Below are 26051 nucleotides of genomic sequence, written 5' to 3' on the forward strand. Positions count from 1 at the left end.
ACATGGAATTCTTCAGTCTGCAGGAATATTACACCCACACCAAAGGCATCGTCTATCTCATCATGGGCGGTATTCTGGTGGCGGTGACGCTGTACTGGCAGTTCCTCATGGGTGGAAACAAGAAGGACGACTAGGCTTCATCGCCTGCGTTCATCAATCAACGATATGACAATCAAGGAGAAGCGGAAATGTACGATTTCCTGACAGGGCCTATGCTCTGGGTGACGTTTCTCGTCAGCTTTGGCGGCCTGCTTGTACGCGCCGTGATGTATGTCAGGGGCCTCAACTGGCAGCTCGACAGAGTGGCTTACCGCCCCAACATGAAATACGGCCTGCGTGGTGGAATCATTTCCATCCTGGCTTTCATAATCCCGTTCAGGGCCCGACTGTGGCGTGTGCGCCCCGGTTTCACATTAATATTCTTTGCCTTCCACATCGGGCTGCTCGTCACTCCGATCCTGCTGGAAGCGCATAACGTGATGCTCAAGGAAGCGTTCGGAATCAGCCTGCCCACCCTGCCCACCGGCGTGGCGGACGTGCTGGCCTGGACCTGCCTTGTGGGTGGCCTGTTCATGGTCCTCCGCAGGATCGCCTTCCCGGAAGTGCGCATCATCACGACCTTCTACGATTACCTGCTGATCGCCATCACTGTTGCACCGTTCATCACCGGGCTCATCGCCCGTTATGAAATGGGTGACTACAACTTCTGGCTGATGGCTCATATCATCACCGGAGAAATCTGGCTTTTGAGCCTGCCCTTCACCAAGCTCAGCCACGCCATCCTGTTCTTCATGTCCCGCATGCAGCTGGGCATGGACTACGGCATCAAGCGCGGCGGCATGAAGGGCTCGGACATGGCCTGGTAACGGGCAGTTAAAGGAGAAGCACTATGCCTGAAGGACAATTCTGCAATAAGACGCCTATTACCACCGATGAGCAGCTCAAAGCCACGCTCAACGACAAAGGCGGCAAGCAATACTACGAAGAAATGAACCACCTGGATGTGGATTCAGAGAAATTGTGGGGAGCCATACAGAAGACCATGAAGTCCAGGATCAAAACCTGGCTGGAAATCTGCGCTCACTGCGGCCTCTGCGCCGAATCCTGCTTCCTCTACCAGGTCAACGGACGCGTTCCCGAACAGGTCCCTTCCTATAAGATTCAGGCCACCCTTGGCCAGATCGTCAAGAAGAAGGGCAAGGTCGACAACGAGTTCATGCAGATGTGCATGGAGACCGCATGGTCCAAATGCACCTGCTGCAACCGTTGCGGCATGTACTGTCCGCACGGCATCGACATGGGTATCATGTTCGGTTACCTGCGCGGCCTGCTCTACTCCCAGGGGTTCGTCCCGTGGGAACTCAAGATCGGTTCCGGCATGCACCGCGTGTACCGCGCCCAGATGGACGTCACCATGGAAGACTGGGTCGAGACATGCGAATGGATGGCCGAGGAAACCGAGGAAGAGTGGCCGGGACTTGAGATCCCCGTGGACAAGGTCGGCGCGGACATCATGTACACCTGCAACGCCCGCGAACCCAAGCACTACCCGGAAGACATCGCCGAAGCGGCCATCCTCTTCCATGTGGCCGGCGAAAACTGGACCGTGCCCTCCGAGGGTTGGGAGCAGACCTCCCTGTCCATGTTCGCCGGAGACTGGGAATGCTGCAAGGACAACGTCCAGAACGTTTACGACGCCATCGAGCGCCTGAAGCCCAAACGGGCCACGGGCACCGAGTGCGGCCACGCACACCGTGCCACCGTTATCGAAGGTCCTTACTGGACCGGTCGCCCTGACGGTCAGCCGCCTGTCCCGTTCCTCCACTATGTGGAGTGGCTGGCAGAAGCGCTGCGCACCGGCAAACTCAAGATTGATCCTTCAAAGCGGATCAAGGAGCCGGTCACCCTGCAGGATTCCTGCAACTACGTGCGCAACCAGGGTCTCAAGGACATCACCCGAGAGATCATCAGCTATATAGTCGAACCGGGCTACTTCGTTGAAATGGCACCGACCAAGGAGCACAACTACTGCTGCGGCGGTGGTGGCGGTTTCAACGGCATCGGCAAATACCGCGAACAGCGCAACATGGCCCTTCGCAAGAAGATGGATCAGATCCTCGATACGGGCTGCAAGCTCGTCATCGCGCCGTGTCACAACTGCTGGGACGCCATCCGCGACCTTGAAGAAGAATATGAAATCGGCATCCGCTGGTCCTTCCTCAAGCCGCTGGTCATCAAGATGCTGGATGTTCCCGAGCATCTGCTGCCCAAAGATGAATAGTCTGAGCACAAGTAACCAAAGGACTAGGTGAAATATGTTCAAAAAGATTCTGTTGGCAACCAGCGGTGCTCCGTCCACCTTCGGCGCAGCCCGTGTGGCCTTCGACATGGCAAAACGCTATGGCGCCGAGGTTCTGGTCTTCAACGTCATGGGTGTGCCCACCAAGGCCTTCTCGCAGGAGGTCAACGATGTCCGCACCGGTGAGAAGATCGAGATCGATGACGAATACCAGAGCTGGGTCGAAGAAGAGCTGAAGTCCACGTTCGAAAAACAGATCGAATCCGTGGAATTCTCCAAGATCATCACGACCACAGGTGTGCCTCACCGTGAAATCCTCCGCGCCGCTCGCGCCGAGGACGTGGACCTGATCGTCATGGGCGCAAGCTCCGGCGATTCCAGCGCCTACCGCAAGGGCTATCCCGGTTCCACCCTGCAGAAAGTGGCCAAGGCCGCCCGCTGCCCGGTGATGACCGTCCACCGCGAGACCGCATCCTACTGGGGCGGATTCTCCAATATCGTCTTTGCCACCGACTTCTCCAAGCAGGCAGAAAACGCGTTCAAGTTCGCCCTGGCTTCGGCCAAGGAGCTGAACGCCGACCTGACCGTTCTGCACGCTCTGGATATCAGCGGCAAACTGCTCGACCAGAACGCCATCGAAGACAAGCTCATCGAAACCCGCAGCCGCATTCGCAGCAGCTATGACTTCGGTGACTTCAAGAACTACGATGTGGAAGTCTGGGAAGGCGTGCCGTACGTAGAGATCGTCAAAATGGCCCGTGAGCGGAGTGCCGACCTCATCGTCATGGCGCACCACTCCCACGAGCTGGACCCGGAAAAGGCCCGCATCGGCTCCACCATGGAGCAGGTCATCCTGCGCGCCGGTTGCCCGGTGGTCAGCGTGAGCAAGCCTGACAAGGTCTAACAAAAGTAAAAAGCGTCCGGCCCTCGGTTGGGCCGGACGCCATAAATATTAAAGCCGCAGCCGACCTTTGGCGGGAGCGACTGCGGCAATGTCAAGAATCACGAATGATTCATGCGTACCAGGAGAAGTATTATGTCAAAGAAGATTCTGATTGTCGACGACGACCAAGAAATCCGTTCTTACCTGTCCGAACTGCTCGGCGACAACGGTTATGAAACCGTGACGGCCAATGATGGAGCTGAAGCTGTTGAGATTGCCAAGGCCGAAAAGCCTGATCTCATCACTCTGGACCTGGAGATGCCCAACGAATGGGGTCCCCGTTTCTATCGCAAGATCAGCCAGGATGAAACTCTCAAGCGAACTCCGGTCGTGGTTATCAGCGGACTGGCCTCGATCAAATACGCTATTCCCAAAGCAATCGCAAGTCTTACCAAGCCTTTTGAGCCTGCTCAACTGCTGAAAATCGTCAAAGACGCCATCGGCTAGTTCTGCTTTCCAAGGCTACCTGTTCCGGTTCGCGTGTGGGCCATGCGCGGACCGGATTTTGGGGCTTGAACAAGTGGACAGGTTAAGTATAGGTTTATGACGCGGGGAGCACCTCCCCGACACCTTGAGAACCAGGTAGAGCACATGCCAAAGAAAATCATGGTGGTGGACGACGACCCGGATATCGTCGATTACCTCGTCAATGTATTTGAAGACCATAACTACGAGACCTGCCGCGCTTCAGACGGCGTGTCCGCCTTTGATGTCGCACTGACGGAAAAGCCGGACCTTATTACCCTGGACATCGAAATGCCCCACGAGTGGGGACCCAGGTTTTACCGTCGACTGACAAATGAAGATGAATTCAAGGATATCCCGGTGATTGTCATCAGCGGACTTTCCGGAATTCATCTGGCCATCAGACGGGCAGTGGCGACGATAAAGAAGCCCTTTGACCCGACTGATGTGATCCAGATAGTGCGTGAAGCTCTCGGCGAGTAGCCGAGACAAATCAGGCGGCAATGCGCCGTCCACCAGAGAGAACTGAATGCTGGGCCGTGCAGGCGGTTCCGGGGGTATGATGGACTTCAGGAAGTTGATGCTCGTTGACGACGAAGAAGGTGTTCGTCGATTTGTGGGGCTCTCTCTCGAAGAGCTGGGGTATAAGGTCGAGACCGCGGAAAACGGTCAGGTCGCCCTGGAGCTTTTTGACGAGTTCCGGCCCGACGTTGTTTTCACGGACATCAAGATGCCCGTCATGGACGGCATAGAACTGCTCAAAAACATCAAGAAGCGCTCTCCCGATACCGAGGTGATCATGATCACCGGCCATGGCGACATGGACCTGGCCATCGAGTCGCTCAAATACGACGCCTCGGACTTCATCACGAAGCCCATCAACAACGACGTCCTCGAATTTTCCCTTGATCGCGCCAAAGAGCGCCTGACCATGAAACTCCAGCTCAAGGAATACACCGAAAACCTTGAGAACCTCGTGGAAGAAAAGACCCAACGCATTGTCCAGCTTGAGCGGCAGAATGCGGCATCCCATGTGGTTGCAGGCCTGTCAAACGCCCTGTCCGACGCGGCCCAGTCCGTGGAGACCGGCGGCGGCCTGTTCAATGAGCTGCCCTGTCTCGTCTCCATCCACAGCCAGTATCTCGAAATCATTTCGCACAACACGCTGTTCGAAGAACGACTCGGCAACATGGTGGGCGCCAACAGCTTCGATATTTACTCCGACCGCGACTCCGGCGGCAACGCCTGCCCGGTCCAGCAGACCTTTGCCACTGGCAAGGGGCAGCGAAGCAAGGAGACCTTCATCGGCAAAAACGGTGAAGAAATCCCGGTCACGGTCTACACCGCCCCCATTCCGGGCAACGACGGCGATGTGGAACTGGTCCTCGACATCTCCGTGGACATGACCGAACTGCAACGCCTCAAGGATGAGTTGCTGACCACACAATACAAGTATCAGCGCCTCTTTGACGAAGCCCCCTGCTACATCACGGTGCAGAATCCAGATCTTTCCATTGCCGAAGCCAACCGCCGCTTTGTGGAGGACTTTGGCGAGGCGGCAGGCAAGCCCTGCTTTGCCTATTACAAGCACCGCGACGAGCAGTGTTCGAACTGTCTCATAGAGAAGACCTTCAAGGACGGGCAGTCGCGCCAGCGGGAGACCGTTGTCACCACCCTGGCCGGAGAGCAGAAAAACATGCTGGTCCAGAGCGCTCCCATCCACGATGCCTCGGGCACCATTGTCCAGGCCATGGAGATGTCCACGGACATCACCGAAATACGGCGTCTGCAGGATCACCTGACCTCTCTCGGCATCATGCTCGGCTCCATGTCCCATGGCGTGAAAGGCATGCTCACCTCACTGGACGGCGGTATCTACCGCCTTGAGTCCGGCCTGCAAAAAAAGGACAGCGTGCGCGTCGAGGCTGCCACCAAGACGCTGAAGTCCATGATTGGCCGGGTCAAGAAAATGGTACTGGACATCCTGTACTACGCCAAATCCCGCGAACTGGAGACAGACGCCGTGGATGCCACCCAATTCCTGCTCGACACAGCGGATATCGCCGCCGCCAAAGCGGATGCAGCCTGTGTTGAATTTGTCCGCGACATCCCCGAAGGACTCGGCACACTGCATGTGGACACGGCGGCCATGTCTGCGGCACTCATCAACTTTCTGGAAAACGGCGTGGATGCCAGCGACCGCAAAAAGGACGGGAAGGTTGAACTCTCCGCTCAGCGCAAGGGCACGGATCTGGTCATCACCATCGAAGACAACGGCATGGGCATGGACCCGGAGACACGAGACAAGATATTCACCCTGTTCTTTTCTTCCAAAGGCAAGAGAGGCACGGGAATCGGCCTGTTCATCTCCAACCAGACCATAGAGCAGCACGGCGGCACCATCGAGGTCGACTCAACCCCGGCTCAGGGCTCGACGTTTGTCATCACCCTGCCCGAAAAACCCGGCCAGGTCGCGGCCTGATTCATCCGAAACGTTCCCCGGGCGCACCATTGGATTGTCCGGCCTTTTTTGCTATGCTGTGGAGATAAAACACTCCACAATCCATTCCCCCGGGGATACAGAATATGAAACTCACCACTCGCAGCCGTTACGGCACAAGATTGCTTCTGGATATAGCCCTGCATTCCATCGAAGACGCCCCTGTGCCCAGTAAAGACACTGCCGAACGCGAAGGCCTTTCCCTCAAATACCTGGAAAAGCTGATTAAAATGCTCAAACAGGAGGGGTACGTCAAAGGCAAGCGCGGCCCCAATGGCGGCAATGTCCTGACCAGGGAACCAGCCGACATTTCCATAGGAGAGGTGGCCCGCATACTGGACGGCGAAGATCAGGTGCTCGAATGCGACTGTGACCCTTCCACCTGCACCCGGGCAGCGGTCTGTCTGAAACGTTCCATATGGGATGACGCTTCCATGGCCATGTACAAGATGCTCGACTCGTATTCCCTGGCAGATCTGATGAAAGACGCTCGTCTGTGTCCGCAAAAACCACTCGCGGACGATTAGCCGTCCCTGACCTCAACACCGCATGAGGGGAGCCGCATGCTGTTCAAGAGACTGCGCGAAAGCCTGATTGCCAAGATGATCCTCACCGCCGGTGTCACCCTGACCCTGTGCGTGATCATGTGGACCGGATTCAACTTCTATTATTTCGAAAAAAACGTGGTCTCCAGCGTCAAGTCGGACATCGAGATGGTATCCGACACCATCCTGCTCGCCCTGCACTACGCCATGATGCTCGACTCCGAAGAAGACATCAAAGAGAACATCAACAACATTTCCAGGCAGGAGGAGATCGAGAATATCCGCGTCTACAACAAGCAGGGACGCATCGTATTCTCCAGCAAGACGGACGAGATCGGTACGGTCATCCAAATGGAGACCCCTTCCTGCTGGACCTGCCACCAGTATACGCCACCGCCTCCCAACCTGCCGCTTGCCAAGCGAACCCGCATGGTGGAAAGCGCTGACGGCCGCCAGCTCATGGCCATCATGACGCCCATTTCCAATGCAGAGGGATGTTCCCCCGGCCCCTGCCATGTCCACTCCAACGACGAGCAGGTCCTCGGCCTTCTGGACGTGACCGTGAGCATGGAAAAGAAAAACGCCATCATCTCCATGTTCGAACGGGTCAACGTGGCCATCTCCGTGGTGGTCTTCATCGCCACGTTCCTGGCCCTGTTCGCCTTTGCCTACAAATTCATTTTCCGCCCCATCAAGCGGTTCATCAGTGCCACCAAGGGGGTCCAGGGAGGCGATGAGTTCCCGACCATTGATATCGAACAGGTGGATGAGATCGGCACCCTCGGCGAAGCCTTCAACATGATGGGCCAGCGGGTCAGCGAGAAACATCGCCAGCTCATGGAGCAGCGCGAGGAGTTCCGTAATCTCTTTGACAACGTCCCCTGTCTGGTCTCGGTCGTGGACACCGACTACCGTGTCATCAGACACAACAACGCCTACGAGAAGCACTTCGGTCTCCCCATGGGCAAGCGCTGCTGGCAGATCAACAAGGGACGACTGGAAAAATGCGAGATCTGCCCGGTGGACCGCACCCTTGAAGACGGCAGGCCCCATATGTCGGAGGAATCCGGCCTGTCCAAGGAAGGCAGGCCCATCCACTGGATCGTGTACACCTCGCCCGTGCGCAACAAGGACGGCAAGGTCGTGGCCGCCATGGAAATGATGATCGACATCACCCGCAGAAAGGAGCTTGAATCCAAGCTGGCCGCGTCCGAGCATCGTTATCATGCCATCTTCGACTCCATCCCCAACGCGGTCTTTGTCCTCGACAAGGAGACCTTGATCATCCTCAACTGCAATGAATCCGCCGTGGATATCTACGGGTGGCCTCAAGAGGAGCTGCGCGGCCTTTCCTTCATGAATTTCTTCCGCGAGGAGGAAGTCCTGGATTGGGAGACGCCCATGCGCACGTGGCCGGAAATAGAACTCTGCACGCATGTGACCAAATCGGGAGAGCCGATTTTCGTGTTCATGCGCATCTCCCCGGCGCGATTCGACGAGCAGGACACGCTCATCGTCACCTGCACTGACGTAACCAAAAAGATGGAAGCGGAACAACAGCTCATCCAGGCGTCCAAAATGACCACGCTGGGTGAAATGAGCACTGGCGTTGCCCACGAGCTGAACCAGCCATTGACCATCCTGAAGGCTATTTCCAACCTGCTGGCCAAAAAGGTCTCCACCAACAAGACCCTGGAACCGGAGATCATGGAAGAAATGGCCGAAGGCATCTCCACCCATGTGGACCGGGCCGCAAAGATCATCGAGCACATGCGCGAATTCGGGCGCAAGGCCGATCTGAAGACCATGCCGGTCCAGATCAACGACGTGTTGGAACGCGGGTTTGAATTTTTCAGCCAGCAGCTCGAAGTGCACAATATCAAGGTCGTCTGGGAATTGGAGCATAACCTCCCCATGATCATGGCCGACTCCAACCGGTTGGAACAGGTGGTCATCAACCTGCTGCTCAATGCCCGTGACGCCATCGAGGAGAAATGGAACGGCCAGGGGTTGATGGCGGACAAACGCATCCACCTCACCTCGTTCAGACAAGACGAGCGCGTCTGTTTCCGTGTCTGCGATACCGGCTCCGGTATCCCCAAACCCATCAGGGAACGCCTCTTCGAACCCTTCTTTACCACCAAGAACGTGGGCAAGGGCACCGGGCTGGGACTGTCCATCTCGTACGGCATCGTGGGAGACTACGGCGGCGACATCAAGGCGCGATCCTGGGAAGGCGACGGAGCATGTTTTGAAATATGCTTCCCCATCGCCGAGTGCGAATTGTAATCAGCCCCACGACAGCAAATCCAATATGACACGACAGAAGTGCAGACTTCTGTCGTGTTTTTTTTTGCACCACACTCCGATCGAATTAAAAACCTCATAAAAATAAAGCAAAGCATACTGTCTTTTTCTATGGTTTGTAGTAAGTGAGAAGTACTTTCCTTTTCAGGTGGGGGCTATACCTGAAAAAGGGAAACACCGACCAGGAGGAGGTATGAAGCGAAAAACCAAGTCTATCTTATTGGTTTTATGCGGCATCGTGATCGCGTTTCCGCTCTTCAGCATGACCTATTACACCATGGTCAGGACTTCGACCCCGGAGTTCTGCGGCTCCTGTCATGAAATCAGGCCGGCAGTCATGGCGTGGAAGATGTCATCGCACGTCAACAACGGGCAAGGGTTTGTGGCTGACTGTATGGACTGCCATCTGCCCGCTCCCCATGACACGTTTGACTTCTTCTTTGCCAAGTCCGCACACGGGCTCAAGGATGTCGTCTCTCACTTCACCGGGGGAGCCGAAGCGTATGATCGTACGATCATGAAAGAACGCATCTGGGTATCAATGAAGAACGACCAGTGCTTGAAATGTCACCGCAACATCCTGCATATGCCGGACAAACGCGGGGCCATGCTTGCGCACCGAAGAGTGCTCTTCAACCAGGGTGGCGATGAATATCGCTGCACAGATTGTCACAGACATCTTGTTCACAATGACAGACAGACATTTGATTACAAGCAGTACAAGGCTCCCTATCGGGCCAACGGACTGCGCAATCTGGGTATCTAGGAGGACAGCGTATGTATCGTAAATTGACTCTCATCCTGTTCACGGCACTTGCTCTCACCACATTCCTTGCGATGTCGGCCAGTGCACAGAACTTCCCCAAACAACGAGAACTTCGCATGGACCGCGCCATCCCGCCCCAGGGCAAGGCCTGCATAGAATGTCACAAACAGGAAACCCCAGGTATTTTTGCTGACTGGGCAATGAGCCGCCACGCATCCGCGGGCATCACCTGCCTCGACTGTCACCAGGCCCAGCCCGGCGACAAGGACATCAGCGTCGACCATGAACAATACTACTCCAAGGGCAACATGCCCATGGGTGAAAAACAGTACTTCGTCCCCATAGCCTCTCCGGTCACTCCCAAGGATTGCTCCCGCTGCCATCCCGACGAAGCAAAGTCGTATGCAAAGAGCAAGCACGCCAACACCATCGAGATCATGTGGAAGCTCGATCCGTGGCTGAACAAGGGCATGAACTCCGACAATGAGCGCAAGACCGGCTGTTTCTACTGTCACGGTACGGTTCTGGAGATGAAAGACGGCAAGCTCGATCCGGCCACATGGCCCAATGTCGGTGTTGGCCGCGTCAACCTTGATGACTCATTGGGCAGCTGTACCAGTTGTCACACCCGTCACCGCTTCTCCGTCATGGAAGCACGCAAGCCCGAGACCTGCGGCCAGTGCCACCTTGGTCCTGACCACCCGCAAATCGAGATCTTCACCGAATCCAAACACGGCGACATCTACAACGCCTTCAAGCATGAGTACAACTTCGACTCCGCCCCTGGCGCGTGGACTCCCGGCGTGGACTATCGCGCACCGACCTGCGCCTCCTGCCACATGTCCGGTTCAGGCAATCAGCCCACCACCCATGACGTGACCGAACGTCTATCCTGGGAAACCCAGGCACCGCTCACGGTCCGGCCGCAGGACTTCAAGCCCTTCCCGTCAGGAACTGAGTGGAGCGTTGAACGCGACAAGATGAAAGACATCTGCCGCCAGTGCCATGGCAAGGTTTGGGTCGATGACTTCTATACCCAGCTCGACACCTCTGTCGAAGAGTATAACGAAGTCTACTTCAAGCCGGCCAAGCAGATGCTCGGCGAGCTGTATGAAAAGGGTCTGCTCGACAAGACAACCTACTTTGACGAAGGGCTGGAAGTCGAGTTCTACGAACTATGGCACCACGAAGGACGCCGCGCCCGCATGGGTACGGCCATGATGGCTCCCGACTACGCATGGTGGCATGGATTCTACGAATGCAAGAACCGTTTCAACAAGTTTATGGAAGAAGCACGGCATCTTATCGAGACCAACACAAAGGCTTACAAGTATCCCGATTTCCCCAATACGGGCGGCGATACGAAACGGCCTGAAAAAATCTTCGGCAAGAAGTAGCGTCAATAAACAGGCAAAAACACCAAGGGAGGGCGCGCATGGAGGCGACCTCCCTTTCACCATTCAAAACCTGTAAAAGGACACGATCATGACCCTTTGGAATTGGCTCATACCAGGTCATAATGGGTAAAACCCCCATTGACCTAACCCGCGTTTCACGTATCATAAATACTCGCCTTGAAAAGGGGGAATGAACACCCTTGACCCATTGATCGTTCAATCCCCTTTCAGGGCCAAAAGGATACACCATGCACAAAACAGGAATCGGCCTTACAACCCATTTTGCCTCGCCGGAAAGAGACACCAGGGAAACCATTGAAAAACTCGTAATGCAATTGCGGGAGGAACCCACACTGGGCTGGTTCAACGCGCTTCCCATGAGCATGGCCATTATCAATGAGCACCGCCAGATAATCCACTGCAACACAGAGTTCAAGGACCTTGCCCAAAAAGAGGACGTCATGGACATAATCGGACTGCGGCCAGGAGAAGCACTGAACTGTATCAATGCCAGAGCAGTCAAGGCGGGCTGCGGCTGTTCAAATTTCTGTAATGTCTGCGGTGCGGCCCAGGCTATCATCAAGAGTCTCAACGGCCATGCCGACTGTCAGGAATGCCGCCTTGTGCGTCTGGAAAATGGAACTGAAGTCCCTCTGGATTTACAGGTATTTACACAACCCATGCAATTCAATGGGCACCCCCTCATACTGGTCTTCATCATGGACATCAGTCATGAGCTCAGGCTGCGCTATCTCAACAGGACGTTTCATCATAGTCTCATAAACGGCGTTGGGGGCATTGCCACCCTGACGGAAATTATCGAATCCGATCCTGTGGATTCCGACCTCTTTCCCTTGCTCATCGAGTCTTCCCAGCGCACCTTGCGCGACGTGCTCTACCACCGGGATGTAGAAGCTGCCGAACATAATCGACTGACAGCCAAAATGGAAACCATCGAGGCCGAACCGTATTTCAAACAGATAGCCATGGATGAGTGCATTCAACGCAACACCCAGGACAGCTGTGTCGATATTTCCGTCACCACAAAAACCATCATCTCAGACAAACGCCTTCTGGGCCATGTCGTGCACAACATGCTGAGCAACGCCCTGGAAGCCTGGCACGAGAAAACAGGCACGATCACGCTTTCCTGCTCTGATTCAACCGATGGCAGAACTGTTATCACCGTGACCAACCCCGGCGTCATACCGGAAAACATCCAGAAGCAGATGTTCAAGCGATACGTCTCCACAAAGTCGAGAGATCGCGGTCTTGGAACCTACGTCATGAAGCTTCTTACGACAGGATACCTGGGTGGCGAAATCGCCTTTACTTCTGAAAACAATGTAACGTCTTTCACGGTTACGCTTCCCGCCGCATCTGCGGAAAGGTCTGCATAGTGACTTTACCCGATCTGAAAAAAGAACTTGAAATCGCCCGGACGCGATTGGCAAAGCTGGAAACGGAAAATGAAGTGGCCGAATGTGCCATGGACATGACCCTTGAAAAGCTCATTTTCGAAAACATTCCAGGCGGAATGGCCGTCATCGGTCTTGATGGCAGCATTCTGGTGCCCAACAGTGAAGCCTCCCAGATCATCGGGTATACCACAGAGGAAATAGTCAAGCTCAACGCATCCAGTATCATCTGCAACAGACAGGACCTCCTCACCCTGCTGAAACAACTCAAACAAGGAAAAATAATCTCCGGATATCCGCTCATGTTACGGTGCAAGGACAACTCGACCATATGGACCAGTTTCAGCGCCAAACCCATTGAGTACGGCGGATCAAAAGCAGCGCTGATCACATTCACGGACATCACCAAGCACAAGCAGGCACTCAAAGAACTGGAACTGGACGAGATTCGTTTCGAGATGCTCTACACCATTTCGGGCATGATCCATAAGCCTGAAAAGGATATCCTGAATTTCGCACTGGACGCCATCGTCAAAGTGACTGACAGCGAATTCGGCTACATCTTCCACCTGAACGAAGATGAAACTGAACTGTCTCTGCACGCCTGGTCCACAGATGCACTGAGGCAATGCAAAATAAAATCAATGCCTCGTGTGTTCAAAATCGAGGACACAGGACTTTGGGGCAATGCTGTCAGACAAAGAAAACCGATCATAACCAATGATTATATGGCGTGTCCGAACAAGAGAGGCCACCCAGAAGGCCATGTCCCGATCATCAGGCATATGAATATTCCCGTATTCGAGGGGAAACGCATCACCTTTGTGGCCGGCGTGGGCAACAAGGACACGGAATACACCAAAGAGGATATCCGCCAACTTGATCTGGTCATGGATGGCACCACAAGCGTTCTGCACAGAAAGCGGGCCATCACAGCCATGGAAAAGGCGCACGACCGGCTGGAAGAACGAGTCCAGGACAGAACAGCCAAGCTGCAAAAAGCCAACGAGGATTTTGCGCGCCTGACAACCAAACTGATCAAGCAGGACAAAGAGCGTGAGCTGGCCAAAAAAACACTGATCCGTTACGAACGTATCATCTCTTCATCGCCGGACCTCATTTCCCTGATTGATCAGGAGCATCGGTTCGTCATGGTCAACGACGCCTACGAAAAAGCCTTTGGGATCAAACAGGAAGCGATCATCGGGCACTCTATTCACGGCATACTTGAGGACACTGTCCTTGATGAACGATTACATAAAAACGTGGACAAGACGTTCAACGGTGAAGTCATCAAAGTGGAAACATGGGTGAACTTCCCCACACTGGGCAAACGGTTCATGGCCGTGTTTTACCATCCGGTTTCCATTGAGGAAGGGATAATAGAATTCGTCTCTATCGAAGCCCGGGACATGACAGATCTCAAGACCAAGGAGGAAGCGCTTCGGGAGGCGGCAGAGAGACTCGACCTCGCAACCGATGCAGGCAACATAGGCATCTGGGAATGGGACCTGTTGGACGACGACACGATATGGGATAACAAAATGCATGAACTCTACAAGGTCACCCCCGGCGAGTTCGATTCCATTTATGATGCCTGGAGAACACGGCTCCACGAGGAGGACCTCCCCGAAATCGAGCGCGAGCTGGCCGATTGCATTGCAGAAAAGAAACGGTTCGACACCGAATTCAGGATCGTCTGGCCCGACGGCTCCGTTCGTTTCATCCGCGCTGCGGCGTCGCTACGAATCAACGAAGATGGCGTTCCTTTTTCCATGACCGGCGTCAACTGGGATGTCACGGATCGCCGCACCATGGAAATAGAACTGCGCCGACTCGCCTCCACCGATCCCCTGACCGGCGCCAGCAACCGCCGTCATTTCATGGACCGTCTTCAGGCGGAATTTGAACGGTGCAAGCGGTACTCCACCCCCATGGTTCTGCTCTCCATCGACATCGATCATTTCAAAAAAATCAACGACAGCTTCGGTCACCCGGATGGAGATGAAGTTCTCAAGGATCTCGTTCAACGGTGCAAGGCCACTCTGCGTACCACAGATGTTTTCGGCCGTGTGGGCGGTGAAGAGTTTCTGGCCGCGCTCACCCAGACCAGCAACATCGCGGGAGAACGCACGGCAGAAAGGCTCCGCTCCATCATCGAATCCAATCCGGTTTCCGTGCATGGCAATCAGATTCCCTACACCATCAGTATCGGCCTGACCGGCATACTCGATGAAGACAGCTCCATCGAACCGCTTCTCAAACGCGCGGACGAAGCACTCTACAAAGCGAAAAACAATGGACGCAACAGGGTCGAAAAACACTGATTTTCCCCATTGCCCTTGACGAGAATACGCTCACTGAATATCTTGCAAATAAGATTGATTATCACATAGAACCAACGAGGTCAGCCATGGCACCCCATTTCAAGCGCGATAAAGACGATGACTGGTTCCTGCCCAAGGACGTTCAGGACCAACTCACCAAAACCTTCAAGGACCTCAAGGATGACGTGATACTTGAGGTCTTTACCCAGCCCGGAGTCAACGACGAATTTTCCGACTATACGGTCAAGTTCTGTACTGATCTGGCCCGACTGACAGACAAGATCACTGTGCGCGAGTTTGCAATCCCCTCGGCCAGAGCCGACGAGCTCGGGGTCACGGCCTCGCCGACCCTGTGCATCAACCCGGATGAATACCACATCCGCTTCCTTGGCGCGCCCCTTGGCGAGGAAGGCAAGGCGTTCATTACCGCCATCATGCTCGTCTCTCTCAAGATGAGCGCATTGTCCGAGACCTCTGCCCCCATCATCGAGGCACTACACGACAAACGACTGATTCAGGTATTTGTCTCGCCCACGTGCCCATACTGCCCCGGGCAAGCGATGAACGCCATCAAATGCGCCATTGCCAAGCCTGATCTGGTTACGGCCGAATGCATCGAAATGAACGAAAACCCCGAACTCACGGAGCACTATAACGTCGGCAGCGTTCCGCACACCGTTATCAACGAAGGCGCGCACGAGGCCCTCGGCCTCCTGCCCGAAGAGCGCTTCGCGGTGGAGCTGGTGTATCTCAAATCCGCCGAGGAGCTGCTCAAGGAAGGTGCTCTGCCCGGTCAGGAAGGAGACAAAGCCCCCAAGGGGTTCGGCACCATCGAACCCGGCGAAGTGGACCTGGTCATCATCGGCGCAGGCCCGGCCGGTCTGACAGCCGGTATCTATGCCGTTCGCGCCGGTCTCAAGGCCGTGGTGCTGGAAAAAAGCATTATCGGCGGCCAGGTGGCACTCACCCCCGTTGTGGAGAACTACCCCGGTTTTGCCACCGTACCGGGCAAGCAGCTCATGGACATCATGAGCGAGCACGCCCGCGAATACGTCCCTGTCCATGAAGGCGAGGGGGTGGAGTCCATTGAGATGGGCGACATCGAAAACGATGAAACCATCACCGTGACCACCACGCGCGGCGTCTACTCCACAAAAGCGATCATCCTTGTCACCGGGGCCAGTTACCGCAAGCTCGGTGCCAAGGGCGAAGACACCTATTTCGGACGCGGCATCAACTACTGCGCTTCCTGTGACGGCTACCTGTATAAAGGCAAATCCGTGGCCATCATCGGCGGCGGCAATACCGCCCTGACCGACGCCCTCCACCTCAAGAACCTTGGCGTGGAGGTGACGCTCATCCACCGCCGCGACACCTTCCGCGCCCAGCAGCCGCTTGTGGACTCGGTCGAGCGCGAAGGCATCGCGGTCCTCTGGGACACGGTGGTCGATGAAATACAGGGCAATGACCAGCGCGTGACCAATCTCAAAATACGCAACCTCAAGACCAAAGCTGTCACCGACCTGCCAGTGGACGGTGCGTTCGTGGCCATCGGCCAGGAACCTGCCACGGAGCTGGCCCTCTCCATGGGCGTGGAACTCAAGCCCGACGGCTTCGTCAAGGTCGGCCCGGACATGCGGACCAACGTTCCCCGCGTCTACGCCGCTGGCGACCTTGTCGGCGGCCTGCAACAGATCGTCACCGCCATAGGTGAAGGCTCCATAGCGGCCATGTCCGCCTTCGAAGATATCGCACATCCTTATTGGAAATAAGCACATCCCCGACTGGATGACGGGGAGGAAGCACCTTCTTCAACAGGTGAATTCCTCTCCGTCTTCAGGCCATCATCCCCCTTTTTACGAGACCATGCAGTCCCTCTATGCAGGGGCCAAGACAGGGCGGCAACAGGCTGTCAGGCAGCCTTTCATTCCCTTTGCGCAGCACCGATGACCCCACTGCCGGAACCCTCGGATATCCACTTTGATATCGCCTTTGCTTGACACTATTCTTGGGGGCGTGCTAGCTCTGAAACTCTTGAGTGACTATCGGTCACTTTTTGACCGCGAGTCACAATGCGACCGAAAGTCATTCAGCATTCATATTCTAACAGAAAAAGTGTAACATGGCGAAAAAACAACAGGAAAAATCACAACAAACCATGAACGAGCTCATGGCTTCGGCCATTGAATTGTTCGGTTCAAAAGGGTTTTCCTCCACTTCCGTAGCCGAAATCACCGACAATGCAGGGTACGCCAAAGGCAGCTTTTACCGTCACTGGAATTCCAAGGACGAACTGTTTCTCCAGATCGTTGAGCAGAAGTTCAAGCAGTACCGCGCCACCCGTCATGACAGGATACGCGAGGCCGAGAATCTGGAGCAGGCCATGCACATCATCTGGGATTTTCTGGAGACCATCGTGTCCGACAAGGACTGGTCTGCCATCTTCCTAGAATTCACGGTCTATTCCGCTACCAACGAATCCCTGCGCAAGATCTTGAACCAGTCCGACTACCGCCTGTCCAACAAGGTGTTTGCCGATCTGGTCCGCGACCACCTGGAGACGGATTTTCCGCCGGAAAAAATCGGCGCGCTGAACACGGCGTTATTCGAAGGCTACCTCATTCACAGCGCGCTGGGCACGCAGGTGCTCTCCTTTACCGATGTGCGCAAAACCGCCGTCGCCATGGCCCTGCACAATGGAACCAGACAGGACTGAGCCGAATCACGTCCTGTTCCCTATATCAATTTCAATCAAGCGAGAACGAACATGAAAAAACACCTACTCACACTAGCCGCACTGTTTCTGCTGACTCTGGGGCTATCCTCAATGGCCAGCGCCGAATCCGTCCGCCTCTCCTACTCCAGTTTTTTCCCGCCCACCCACATCCAGTCCAGACTGGCCGAGCAGTGGTGCAATGAAGTGGAACTGCGCACGGGCAAGGATGTCATCATCGACTTCTACCCCGGTAGCACTCTGACCAAGGCAAAACAAACCTACGACGGCGTGGTCGAAGGCATCTCCGACATCGGACAATCCGCACTGGCCTACTCGCGCGGCCGGTTCCCGGTCATGGCCGCCGTCGACCTGCCCATGGGCTACCAGACCGGCGTCCAGGCCACTCGCGTTGCCAACGCGGTGTACACCGAGTTCAACCCCGCAGAATTCAATGATGTAAAAGTCCTGTACTTCCACGCCCACGGTCCCGGCCTGCTCTTCACCACGGAAAAACCGGTCAAGACCATGGCAGACCTCAAGGGCCTGAAAATCCGCTCCACCGGCAACTCCGCAAAGCTGATCAAGGCCCTGGGCGGCACGCCTGTGGCACAGCCCATGCCCTCCGCATACCAGTCCCTGCAAAAGGGCGTGGTAGACGGTTCCGTTCACCCCATGGAGTCCAACAAAGGCTGGAAGCTGGGCGAAGTGGTCAGGCACTGCACCATGACCGTCCCGGTCGGCTACACCACCACCTTCTTCGTGGTCATCAACAAGGACAAATGGGACGAGATCTCTCCCAAGAGCCAGGAAATCATCGAGCAGATCAACAAGGAATGGTCCGTCAAGCACGGCCAGGCCTGGGATGAATCCGACAAGGTCGGCAAGGAATTCCTGCAGAAGCAGGGTGGCGACTTCACCGAACTCGATGCCGCCGAAGCCGCCAAGTGGGTTGAAGCCGCACAGCCTGTCCTCGAAGCGTATGAGCAGGGCGAAGGCAAGAAAGTGGACGGCAAGAAAGTGGTCGAATTCATCAAGGCTGAAATGACAAAAAGTCCATAGGGGACTTGCCCCTGTGCGTCATGCGGCGTGACAGGGGCATTGTATATATGGGTGGGGCTGGCGGCCCCTCCTCGGAACACAGTACTCTTTCGGAGGGAACATGAGAAAACTTCTGGCAACAATTCTGGTCGCAGCCGTTATCTGCGTCGCTCTGCCCACCCTGGGCCAGGCCGAAACCAAACTGACCTACTCCAACTTCTTCCCACCCACCAACCACCAGTCAAAACTGGCTGAAGAGTGGTGCAAGGAAGTGGAGAAGCGGACCGGCGGCAAGGTCGTTGTGGAATACTACCCCGGCGGCACACTGACCAAGGCCAAACAATGCTATGACGGTGTTGTCGAAGGCATGTCCGACATCGGCATGTCCTGTCTCGCTTACTCCCGTGGCCGCTTCCCGGTCATGGCCGCCGTAGACCTCCCTCTGGGATACAAGACCGCAGCCCAGGCAACACACACCGCCAACGCCGTGTACGAACACTTCAAACCGGCAGAGCTGTCCGACGTCGAGGTCATGTACTTCAACGGACACGGTCCCGGGCTGCTCTTCACGGTCAACAAACCGATCACGACTCTGGAAGACATCAAGGGTGAAAAAATCCGTGCAACCGGCAACTCCGCAAAGCTTGTGGCTGCGCTGGGCGGCACCCCCGTGGCCAAGCCCATGCCGGAGAACTACCAGCTCCTGCAAAAAGGCGTGGTGGACGGCAGTATGCACCCCATTGAGTCCAACAAGTCCTTCAAGCTGGGTGAAGTCTGCAAGTTCGGCACCGACTCCTTTGACGTTGCCTACACCACGGTCTTCTTCATCGTCATGAACAAGGACAAGTGGGCATCCATTGATCCCGCTTCCCAGCAGATCATCCGCGAGATCAATAAAGAATGGGCGGAAAAGCACGCTGCCGCCTGGGACGAAGCCGACACCAACGGCCGCCAGTTCTTCTTGGACCAGGGAGGCAAGATCGTCGAACTCACCCCTGAAGAATCCGCCAAATGGGTCAAGGCCGCACAGCCTGTTCTGGACAGTTATGTCGCTGACACCTCCAAGAAGGGCCTTGACGGCAAGGCAGTCCTGGAGTTCACTCAGTCCACCCTGAAATAACATTGAAATTGAAGCAGGGCAGGCAGTACCGCCTGCCCTGCTTTTGTCACAAGGATCAGTAGAAATGGAAAAACGGAAAAAGGGCATCCTCGGCATGACCGAGAAGACCATGCGGATAATCGCCGCGTGCAGCCTGTTTGCCATGGCCCTCATGACCGGCGCTGATGTCGCCATGCGAGGGCTTTTCAACACCCCCATTTTCGGATGCGAAGAGATCGTCTCCATCCTCGGCGTCATAGCCGTTGGATTCGCCCTGCCCTACACCCATTTTCAACGCAGCCATATCGGTGTGGAAATTTTTGTTCGCAAACTTTCAAAAGGCCCCCGCCGCATACTCAAGTTCATGACGAACCTGTGTACGCTCTTTCTGGTGGGCGTCATCACCTGGCGCATGTTCCTCTATGCGCAGACGCTGGGTGAATCAGGCGAAGTCTCCATGAATCTGGAACTTCCCGAATACCTCGTTGTCTATGTGCTTTCCTTCGGCTTTTCCATATACGCCCTTTGTCTCGCTAAAGACATCGTCAAATTTTTCACCGGAAACGAGGCGTAATATGGACCCGACCACTGCCGGAATCATCGGCATCACCCTCATGGTTCTTCTGTTCATGACCCGCATGCCTGTCGCGTTCGTCATGATGCTCGTGGGTTTCATCGGCTTCTCGCTCCTGACCTCTTGGAAAGGCGGCCTGAACCTCATGTCGCGTAATGTCTACGACTCCTTTGCGGCCTATGAGCTGTCCACCATCCCGCTGTTCATTCTCATGGGGCAGATCGCCTTCAACTGCGGTATTTCAAAACGACTCTACAACACGGCCTATCATTTCCTGGGGGACATACGAGGCGGCCTGGCCATGGCCACGGTCTCGGCCTGCACCGCGTTCGGCGCGGTGTGCGGGTCCAGCCCGGCCACGGCAGCAACCATGTCCACCGTGGGCATCCCGGAAATGAAACGCTACGGCTACGCCAACTCCCTGGCCACCGCATCCGTGGCCTCAGGTGGCGGACTGGGCATGATCATGCCCCCTTCCGTGGTACTCATCATCTATGGCGTGCTGACGGAGCAATCCATCGGCGCATTATTCGTGTCCGGCATCTTCCCCGCCCTGCTCCTGACCGCCCTGTTCATCATCGGTATCTACATTCAATGCCGCCTGAACCCGGCGCTCGGTCCCAAGGGGGATTCCTTCACCTGGAAGGAAAAGCTCAAATCCACGATCAACCTCATTGATACGCTGATCATCTTCGTGCTGGTCATCGGCGGTATCTTCAAGGGCTGGTTTACCCCCACGGAAGCGGCCTCCATCGGCGTCATCGGCGTGCTCACCCTGGCTGTCATAAAACGGCAGCTCTCGTGGCAGGCGTTCGTCAACTCTCTGTACGAGACCCTGCGCACGTCCTGCATGGTGCTTGTGCTCATCGCGGGTGCGGTGGTCTTCGGCAAGTTCCTGGCCGTGACGCGTATCCCCTTTGATCTGGCAAACGCGGTCGGATCTATGGACCTGCCCCCGTTCGCCATCATGGCCGCCATCATCGCCATCTACTTCATCGGCGGCTGTTTCATGGATTCACTGGCACTGATCATGCTGACCATTCCGGTCTTTTTCCCGGTAGTCACAAACATGGGGTACGACCCCATCTGGTTCGGCATCATCATCGTGCTGGTCACGGAGATGGGCGTCATCACACCGCCCGTGGGCATCAACGTGTACGTGGTCTACGGAATGTGCCAGAAGATAGCGCCGGATGTAACGCTGGAAGACGTGTTCAAAGGGATCATGCCCTTCATGTTGTCCATCATCATCGGCATCGCCCTGCTCTTCATCTTCCCGCAGATCATCCTGTTCCTGCCCGGTCTGATGTACTAGCGCACAGCCACACACAAAAAACCAAGGCCCCGGAATCCGTTCCGGGGCCTCTTTTTTGATAACAACATATCAATCGGACAGGGTGACCATCCGGCAAATCAATGACTTGTTTTGACAAAACCATATTCCTTGATCAGCGTCGCATACATGCCGTTTTGCCTTATGGCATCCAGACCGGCATTAAACTGGCCGCGCAAGGAATCACTCCGAAACGACAGATGCCTGGGGGCAGGGGGAAAGACAGGAAAAAACACCACCTGCTGCTCCATGCCCAACGCAGCAGCCTGTTGTGAATTCTCCAGATACTGGCGCCAATAGAGAAAAATCCGTTTGTCCGCGATCACCACATCGACCCGTTTGCTATAGAGCAGTCGAACCTGTAGCGCCTGGTCCGCAATTTCAGAGTAGTTTGCATTGGTCGCTGCCATGGCTGCATACTCCGGGCCGAGGTATTTACTGGCGTTGTTGAATCCGAGAACCCGCAGTTTTTTCAGATCGTCGATCTGTATGATGCGAACGTCTCTGTCTGCCAGGGCAATGGCATAGTTATGGTATTTGAGCGTGACCTCCGAATCAAAGGCAACAACGGCGGCTTCCGATTTCACGTCATAGGCGACGTTCGCGGCAATGGCATCGACCCGCCCTTCGTTCAGGGCAAGAGGCAGTCGCAGATTGGGCAGGTAAGAGAACTCGACATCATGCCCCACGGCTTTGAACGCCTCTCTGATGATCTCTACCTCAAGACCGCTCTGCGTCTCCCTGATCACATACGGAGGCATGGAATACCCCACCCCGACGAGTACTGTTTCAGCACGGCACGGCGGAACAATCAGCAATATTGGCAACATGGCCAGGAGCACTATGCTAAGTTTATTTTTCTGCAACACAGACTCTCTATAGACAAACATGCCAGTATCTCCAACCTGCAAGAAAAAATAATAACATGTTCAGAAAAAATCAGGCCCCGGCAAGTCTCCGGATTCGTTCCGCGTTGAGCCGCCCGTCGATATATTGAGCTAGCGCGGCAACCGCCTGATCCGAAGTGCGGAACGTACACAAACCCGCTTCCTTCAACCGATCCACCAACGGATCATACAACCGCCCTCCGTCAACAACCCCGATGACCGGGGTATCCAGACCAGGGAGAAGCTCCTCAAGCAGGTTCGTGATGGATCGCTCGTCATCCAACTGAAATTCGGCGTGCTCCGGGTCGGCCAACGTGCGCATGACCGGCGACAGCGGGTCCAACCCGACCACCACGGCATCCACGCTGTTGCCCTCAGCCAGGATACGGACAGCGTCCGCGTGTACCTGATCGTTTGCGCCGGGCGTGATATCCAGCGGATTCGTCACAGTGACCAGCGAAGCCAGCCGGTTCTTCTCACACAACGAGGCGAGGCGGTCCTTTGTCTCTTTCGAGAGCGGTGCCAGCTCCATGGAATAATCATCGGACTGGATGGAGTCGGCCATGCCCACGGCCTCGAACCCCGCCCCGGAAACCGCGGCCAGACGATTGCCGAGGATGGTCTTGTCGTGCAGCCGCTCGGCCAGCATGAACAGGTTCTCGAACTGGGTGAACGACTGGGCCACCACAGCTCCGGCCTGGCGCACACAGGACTCGCAGACCACGTAATCACCGGCGAGCGAGGCCGTATGTCCGCTGGTGGCGGTCTTGCCCTCCGGGGTCCGTCCGGCCTTGTAGAAAATCACTTCCTTGCCTTTGAGCACGGCCTGACGCACGCCCTTGCAGAAGTCCAGACCGTCCATGTCATTGAACCCTTCCGCATACACCGCGAGCACGTCCACCTCGTCACTGTCGGCAAAATAGGTCACCAGATCACCCAGCGTCAGATCGGTCTGGTTGCCCACGGAGATCATATAGGCCGGGTCCAGAATGGGACACTGCGAGAGACGGGTGAGCATGAACGCACCGGATTGCGAAATGAACGCTGCACGGTGATGCCTGCCGGACGAGAACTTCGGCAGCTTCTCCTCGGGGATGAACCATGTATCATAGGCTCCCGGTCTGGAGACCACCCCCATGCAGTTGCCGCCCAGAAAGACGGGCCCGCCCCCCAGATCATGCGCGGCATTGATCTTTTTGATGACTGTTCGTGCGCGCTCCTCGCTCTCTGCGGTCTCACCCAGTCCACCGGGAATGAGCATGACCGACTCGGCACAGTCAAGATCGATGAGATCGTCGACCAGAGCCGGAACCTGCCCTGCACCCACCGCGACCACGAAAAGATCAAGCTTTCTGTCCAGCGCGGACAGACTGTCCACGCACCGCACACCGTCGATTGCATCCACACCAGGACGAATAATGACGCACTCCTCCTTGTCAAAGCCTGCCTTGAGCACGTTATTCAGGATGATACGACCGAAATTCATACGCGAAGACGATACCCCCACGATTCCCATGGAGCTGGGATGCAGCAGCCTGTCGATCTTCTCCACAGGACGGGTTGCCGGCAATGCGTCGGGCTTGGAGAAACGACACATGCCATCCAGCGGCACCATGAGGTAATCCGCATAGGCAAAGGGGTTGATCTCCAGCTCCTCGATGATGAACGGCGCGTCAGGGTTGTCCGGTGAATACTGGTTGGCCATGTCAATAAAGGAGGTGAAACATTCGATAAGTTGCTCGTCAGTGACGATGCGCCGCTGGCCGCGCGTCAACCCGGCCAGCTTCTTGTAGGACAGGGTCTTGCGAAACAGCTCGAAAAACGTCTCGCCATCTGTCAGGGACGTGGACGAGGCCACCACGGCCTGCCCCTTGCGAAACCGCTCTGCATACAGCTCGGTATCGGTGCCGCCCAACCCGGCGCCGAGGATCATGCCGAACTCGCGGGTCCGGCGAATGCCCACGATCAGTTCATTGCCGAAAGCCTGGGAATCCGGCTGCATGAATTCGACCAGGAGGACGCCCCGGATATCCCGGGAGATGGCCGTGATCAGGCTCTCGCCGGTCAGTCCGGCGTACGGACCGGCACTGTCGCCGCCTCGCCGCTCGATCATGTCCGCACTTCGTTCCGGCACTTCGTACAACATGCGCCGCCAGGCCGAACGGATCTTGTCCGGGGTGTTCTCCACCACACGAACGCCCCCCACTTCGGTTTTGTGGATGATTGTCGGCGACACGATCTTGAGGACGACCTTGTCGCCGGTCATGCCGGAGATGGTCTCGTCGGCGATACGCGCGCCCCGTTCCAGCAGGATCGCACGGGGCGGTGTCTCGGCCCCGGATTGACGCAACAGATCGTACACTTCGTATTCAAACAGGGTGTCGCGCCCTTCGGCATGGGCCTGCTTGAACAATGTGGTGATGGCCGTGAAATCGATGGAGACTTCCACGGAGCCGAAAGCGTGACAGTTGGTGGACATGCGTTTCTCTCTTGAACGGGTTTACAACCAGGTAACAGACGGTTCCGGACGGGGCGGAATCGCTGTGTACCGACGCGCGGGATGACCGAGCATCAACGCACCATAGACGGTACAGTCATCAGGCACACCCAACACGCTGTCAAAGGTCGATTCCAGTGACGCGGCAGCCATCACATAGCCGCACCAGCAAGCCCCAAGGCCTGCAGCCGAAGCCGCCAGCTCCAGATAGGTGGTGGCGATGACGCCGTCCTGCAGAGGGGTGACGCCCTGTTTGGGACCATAGGCCACGGCCAACACCGGAGCATGACGGCAGATCATATCCTGCCCGTTGTCAAAGGCACGGACGATCCCTGCCAGATGGAGTTTTGCCGCCACAGGAGATTCGGCCTCCACCTCGCCCCGCATCCATTCAGCCGTTGCAGAGGCAATGGTCGCCACGGCCTCAGGCGTTGCGGCTACGGCCCAGCGAGTGGGGCGGGCGTTATGCCCTGACGGCGCGAATTCGGCCACCTTGATCAGCGAGGCTATCTGTTCCCGATCCACGGGCTTGTCCTTGAATGAACGCACGGAACGGCGGCCAGTGAGAAACTGCTCGGCCTGCGCGAAAGAGACTTTCAGGGCTTTGTCCTGTCGAACGGCAGACACAGGAAAACGGGCAAGCTCAATGGCGTCCGTGGGGCACACGGCGACACAGTGGCCGCACTCCAGGCAGTAGGCCTGTTTCTTTTCATGGGGGACAGGCAGGGCGCCTTTTTCAAAGACAATACAACCAGCCGGACAGTCGGCGGCGCACAATCCGTCCTTATTGCATTTGTCGGGATTTATAGTGAAAAGCGGCATAAAAGCTCCTTTGTGTGGCGTGCAGGGTAGTCTCTACACACTCAATATATACAATACCGGGAAAGTTACGTGACCAGAGCAACGGGGTCAACGCCGTCCAGATATAGGGAGTTTTTTG

Annotated in this window: 22 protein-coding genes; 19 read left to right on the top strand and 3 right to left on the bottom strand. The window is 56.0% G+C overall.

The window, feature by feature from the left end; translation table 11 throughout:
* Nucleotides 1-2 precede the first annotated feature (2 nt).
* From hmcD to SRBAKS_RS07615, 19 genes are all read left to right on the top strand, one after another.
* Entirely contained in the window at nt 3-134 is a 132-nt protein-coding gene (gene hmcD / locus SRBAKS_RS07525) for a sulfate respiration complex protein HmcD (protein WP_229595711.1), read from the top strand.
* A 54-nt stretch (nt 135-188) separates the two neighbouring features.
* Nucleotides 189-866 carry a sulfate respiration complex protein HmcE gene (gene hmcE, locus SRBAKS_RS07530; protein WP_229595713.1) on the top strand — a complete coding sequence of 226 codons (678 nt, stop codon included), beginning with the start codon at nt 189-191 and terminating at the stop codon, nt 864-866.
* Between the two features lie 23 nt (nt 867-889).
* The gene (gene hmcF, locus SRBAKS_RS07535; RefSeq protein WP_229595715.1) at nt 890-2281 is read left to right on the top strand and encodes a sulfate respiration complex iron-sulfur protein HmcF; all 1392 of its coding nucleotides are present in this window, start codon (nt 890-892) and stop codon (nt 2279-2281) included.
* A gap of 34 nt (nt 2282-2315) precedes the next feature.
* The gene (locus tag SRBAKS_RS07540; RefSeq protein WP_229595724.1) at nt 2316-3203 is read left to right on the top strand and encodes a universal stress protein; all 888 of its coding nucleotides are present in this window, start codon (nt 2316-2318) and stop codon (nt 3201-3203) included.
* Nucleotides 3204-3335: 132 nt separating this feature from the next.
* Nucleotides 3336-3689, top strand: a complete 354-nt coding sequence (gene divK / locus SRBAKS_RS07545; protein ID WP_229595727.1) for a DVU0259 family response regulator domain-containing protein — start codon at nt 3336-3338, stop codon at nt 3687-3689.
* A 144-nt stretch (nt 3690-3833) separates the two neighbouring features.
* Nucleotides 3834-4190, top strand: a complete 357-nt coding sequence (gene divK / locus SRBAKS_RS07550) for a DVU0259 family response regulator domain-containing protein (protein ID WP_229595729.1) — start codon at nt 3834-3836, stop codon at nt 4188-4190.
* 46 nt (nt 4191-4236) lie between these two features.
* Complete coding sequence (locus SRBAKS_RS07555; RefSeq protein WP_229595734.1) at nt 4237-6189, top strand: response regulator; 1953 nt, start codon at nt 4237-4239, stop codon at nt 6187-6189.
* Nucleotides 6190-6293: 104 nt separating this feature from the next.
* A complete protein-coding gene (locus tag SRBAKS_RS07560) occupies nt 6294-6734 on the top strand; it encodes an RrF2 family transcriptional regulator (RefSeq protein WP_229595738.1) in 441 nt (146 codons plus the stop codon).
* Nucleotides 6735-6770: 36 nt separating this feature from the next.
* Nucleotides 6771-9041 (top strand): PAS domain-containing protein, encoded by a 2271-nt coding sequence (locus SRBAKS_RS07565; protein ID WP_229595741.1) that lies wholly within the window; start codon nt 6771-6773, stop codon nt 9039-9041.
* A gap of 211 nt (nt 9042-9252) precedes the next feature.
* The gene (locus SRBAKS_RS07570) at nt 9253-9825 is read left to right on the top strand and encodes a NapC/NirT family cytochrome c (RefSeq protein WP_229595744.1); all 573 of its coding nucleotides are present in this window, start codon (nt 9253-9255) and stop codon (nt 9823-9825) included.
* Between the two features lie 11 nt (nt 9826-9836).
* Nucleotides 9837-11222, top strand: coding sequence for a multiheme c-type cytochrome (locus tag SRBAKS_RS07575; RefSeq protein ID WP_229595746.1), 1386 nt, complete (start codon nt 9837-9839; stop codon nt 11220-11222).
* 248 nt (nt 11223-11470) lie between these two features.
* Complete coding sequence (locus tag SRBAKS_RS07580; protein ID WP_229595750.1) at nt 11471-12622, top strand: sensor histidine kinase; 1152 nt, start codon at nt 11471-11473, stop codon at nt 12620-12622.
* A complete protein-coding gene (locus tag SRBAKS_RS07585) occupies nt 12622-14967 on the top strand; it encodes a diguanylate cyclase (RefSeq protein ID WP_229595752.1) in 2346 nt (781 codons plus the stop codon). Before SRBAKS_RS07580 ends, SRBAKS_RS07585 begins: the two co-directional genes overlap by 1 nt.
* Nucleotides 14968-15053: 86 nt before the next feature.
* Entirely contained in the window at nt 15054-16739 is a 1686-nt protein-coding gene (locus SRBAKS_RS07590) for an FAD-dependent oxidoreductase (RefSeq protein WP_229595754.1), read from the top strand.
* Between the two features lie 350 nt (nt 16740-17089).
* Complete coding sequence (locus tag SRBAKS_RS07595; RefSeq protein WP_229595756.1) at nt 17090-17683, top strand: TetR/AcrR family transcriptional regulator; 594 nt, start codon at nt 17090-17092, stop codon at nt 17681-17683.
* Nucleotides 17684-17734: 51 nt separating this feature from the next.
* The gene (locus SRBAKS_RS07600; RefSeq protein ID WP_229595758.1) at nt 17735-18742 is read left to right on the top strand and encodes a TRAP transporter substrate-binding protein; all 1008 of its coding nucleotides are present in this window, start codon (nt 17735-17737) and stop codon (nt 18740-18742) included.
* A gap of 100 nt (nt 18743-18842) precedes the next feature.
* Nucleotides 18843-19841, top strand: a complete 999-nt coding sequence (locus SRBAKS_RS07605) for a TRAP transporter substrate-binding protein (protein ID WP_229595759.1) — start codon at nt 18843-18845, stop codon at nt 19839-19841.
* A 64-nt stretch (nt 19842-19905) separates the two neighbouring features.
* Nucleotides 19906-20394: a TRAP transporter small permease gene (locus tag SRBAKS_RS07610; RefSeq protein ID WP_229595760.1), complete on the top strand. Its 489-nt coding sequence runs from the start codon at nt 19906-19908 to the stop codon at nt 20392-20394.
* Between the two features lies 1 nt (nt 20395).
* Entirely contained in the window at nt 20396-21709 is a 1314-nt protein-coding gene (locus tag SRBAKS_RS07615) for a TRAP transporter large permease (RefSeq protein WP_229595761.1), read from the top strand.
* Between the two features lie 98 nt (nt 21710-21807).
* On the opposite strand, the gene SRBAKS_RS07620 is transcribed toward SRBAKS_RS07615, so the two are convergent.
* From SRBAKS_RS07620 to SRBAKS_RS07630, 3 genes are read right to left on the bottom strand one after another with little or no spacing between them, the layout of a single operon-like run.
* Complete coding sequence (locus SRBAKS_RS07620; protein WP_229595763.1) at nt 21808-22617, bottom strand: substrate-binding periplasmic protein; 810 nt, start codon at nt 22615-22617, stop codon at nt 21808-21810.
* Between the two features lie 49 nt (nt 22618-22666).
* Nucleotides 22667-25093, bottom strand: a complete 2427-nt coding sequence (locus SRBAKS_RS07625; protein ID WP_229595764.1) for an acetate--CoA ligase family protein — start codon at nt 25091-25093, stop codon at nt 22667-22669.
* 21 nt (nt 25094-25114) lie between these two features.
* Nucleotides 25115-25933: a nitroreductase family protein gene (locus tag SRBAKS_RS07630; protein WP_229595765.1), complete on the bottom strand. Its 819-nt coding sequence runs from the start codon at nt 25931-25933 to the stop codon at nt 25115-25117.
* Nucleotides 25934-26051: the final 118 nt, after the last annotated feature.

The sequence above is a fragment of the Pseudodesulfovibrio sediminis genome (assembly GCF_020886695.1).
GTDB lineage: Bacteria > Desulfobacterota > Desulfovibrionia > Desulfovibrionales > Desulfovibrionaceae > Pseudodesulfovibrio > Pseudodesulfovibrio sediminis.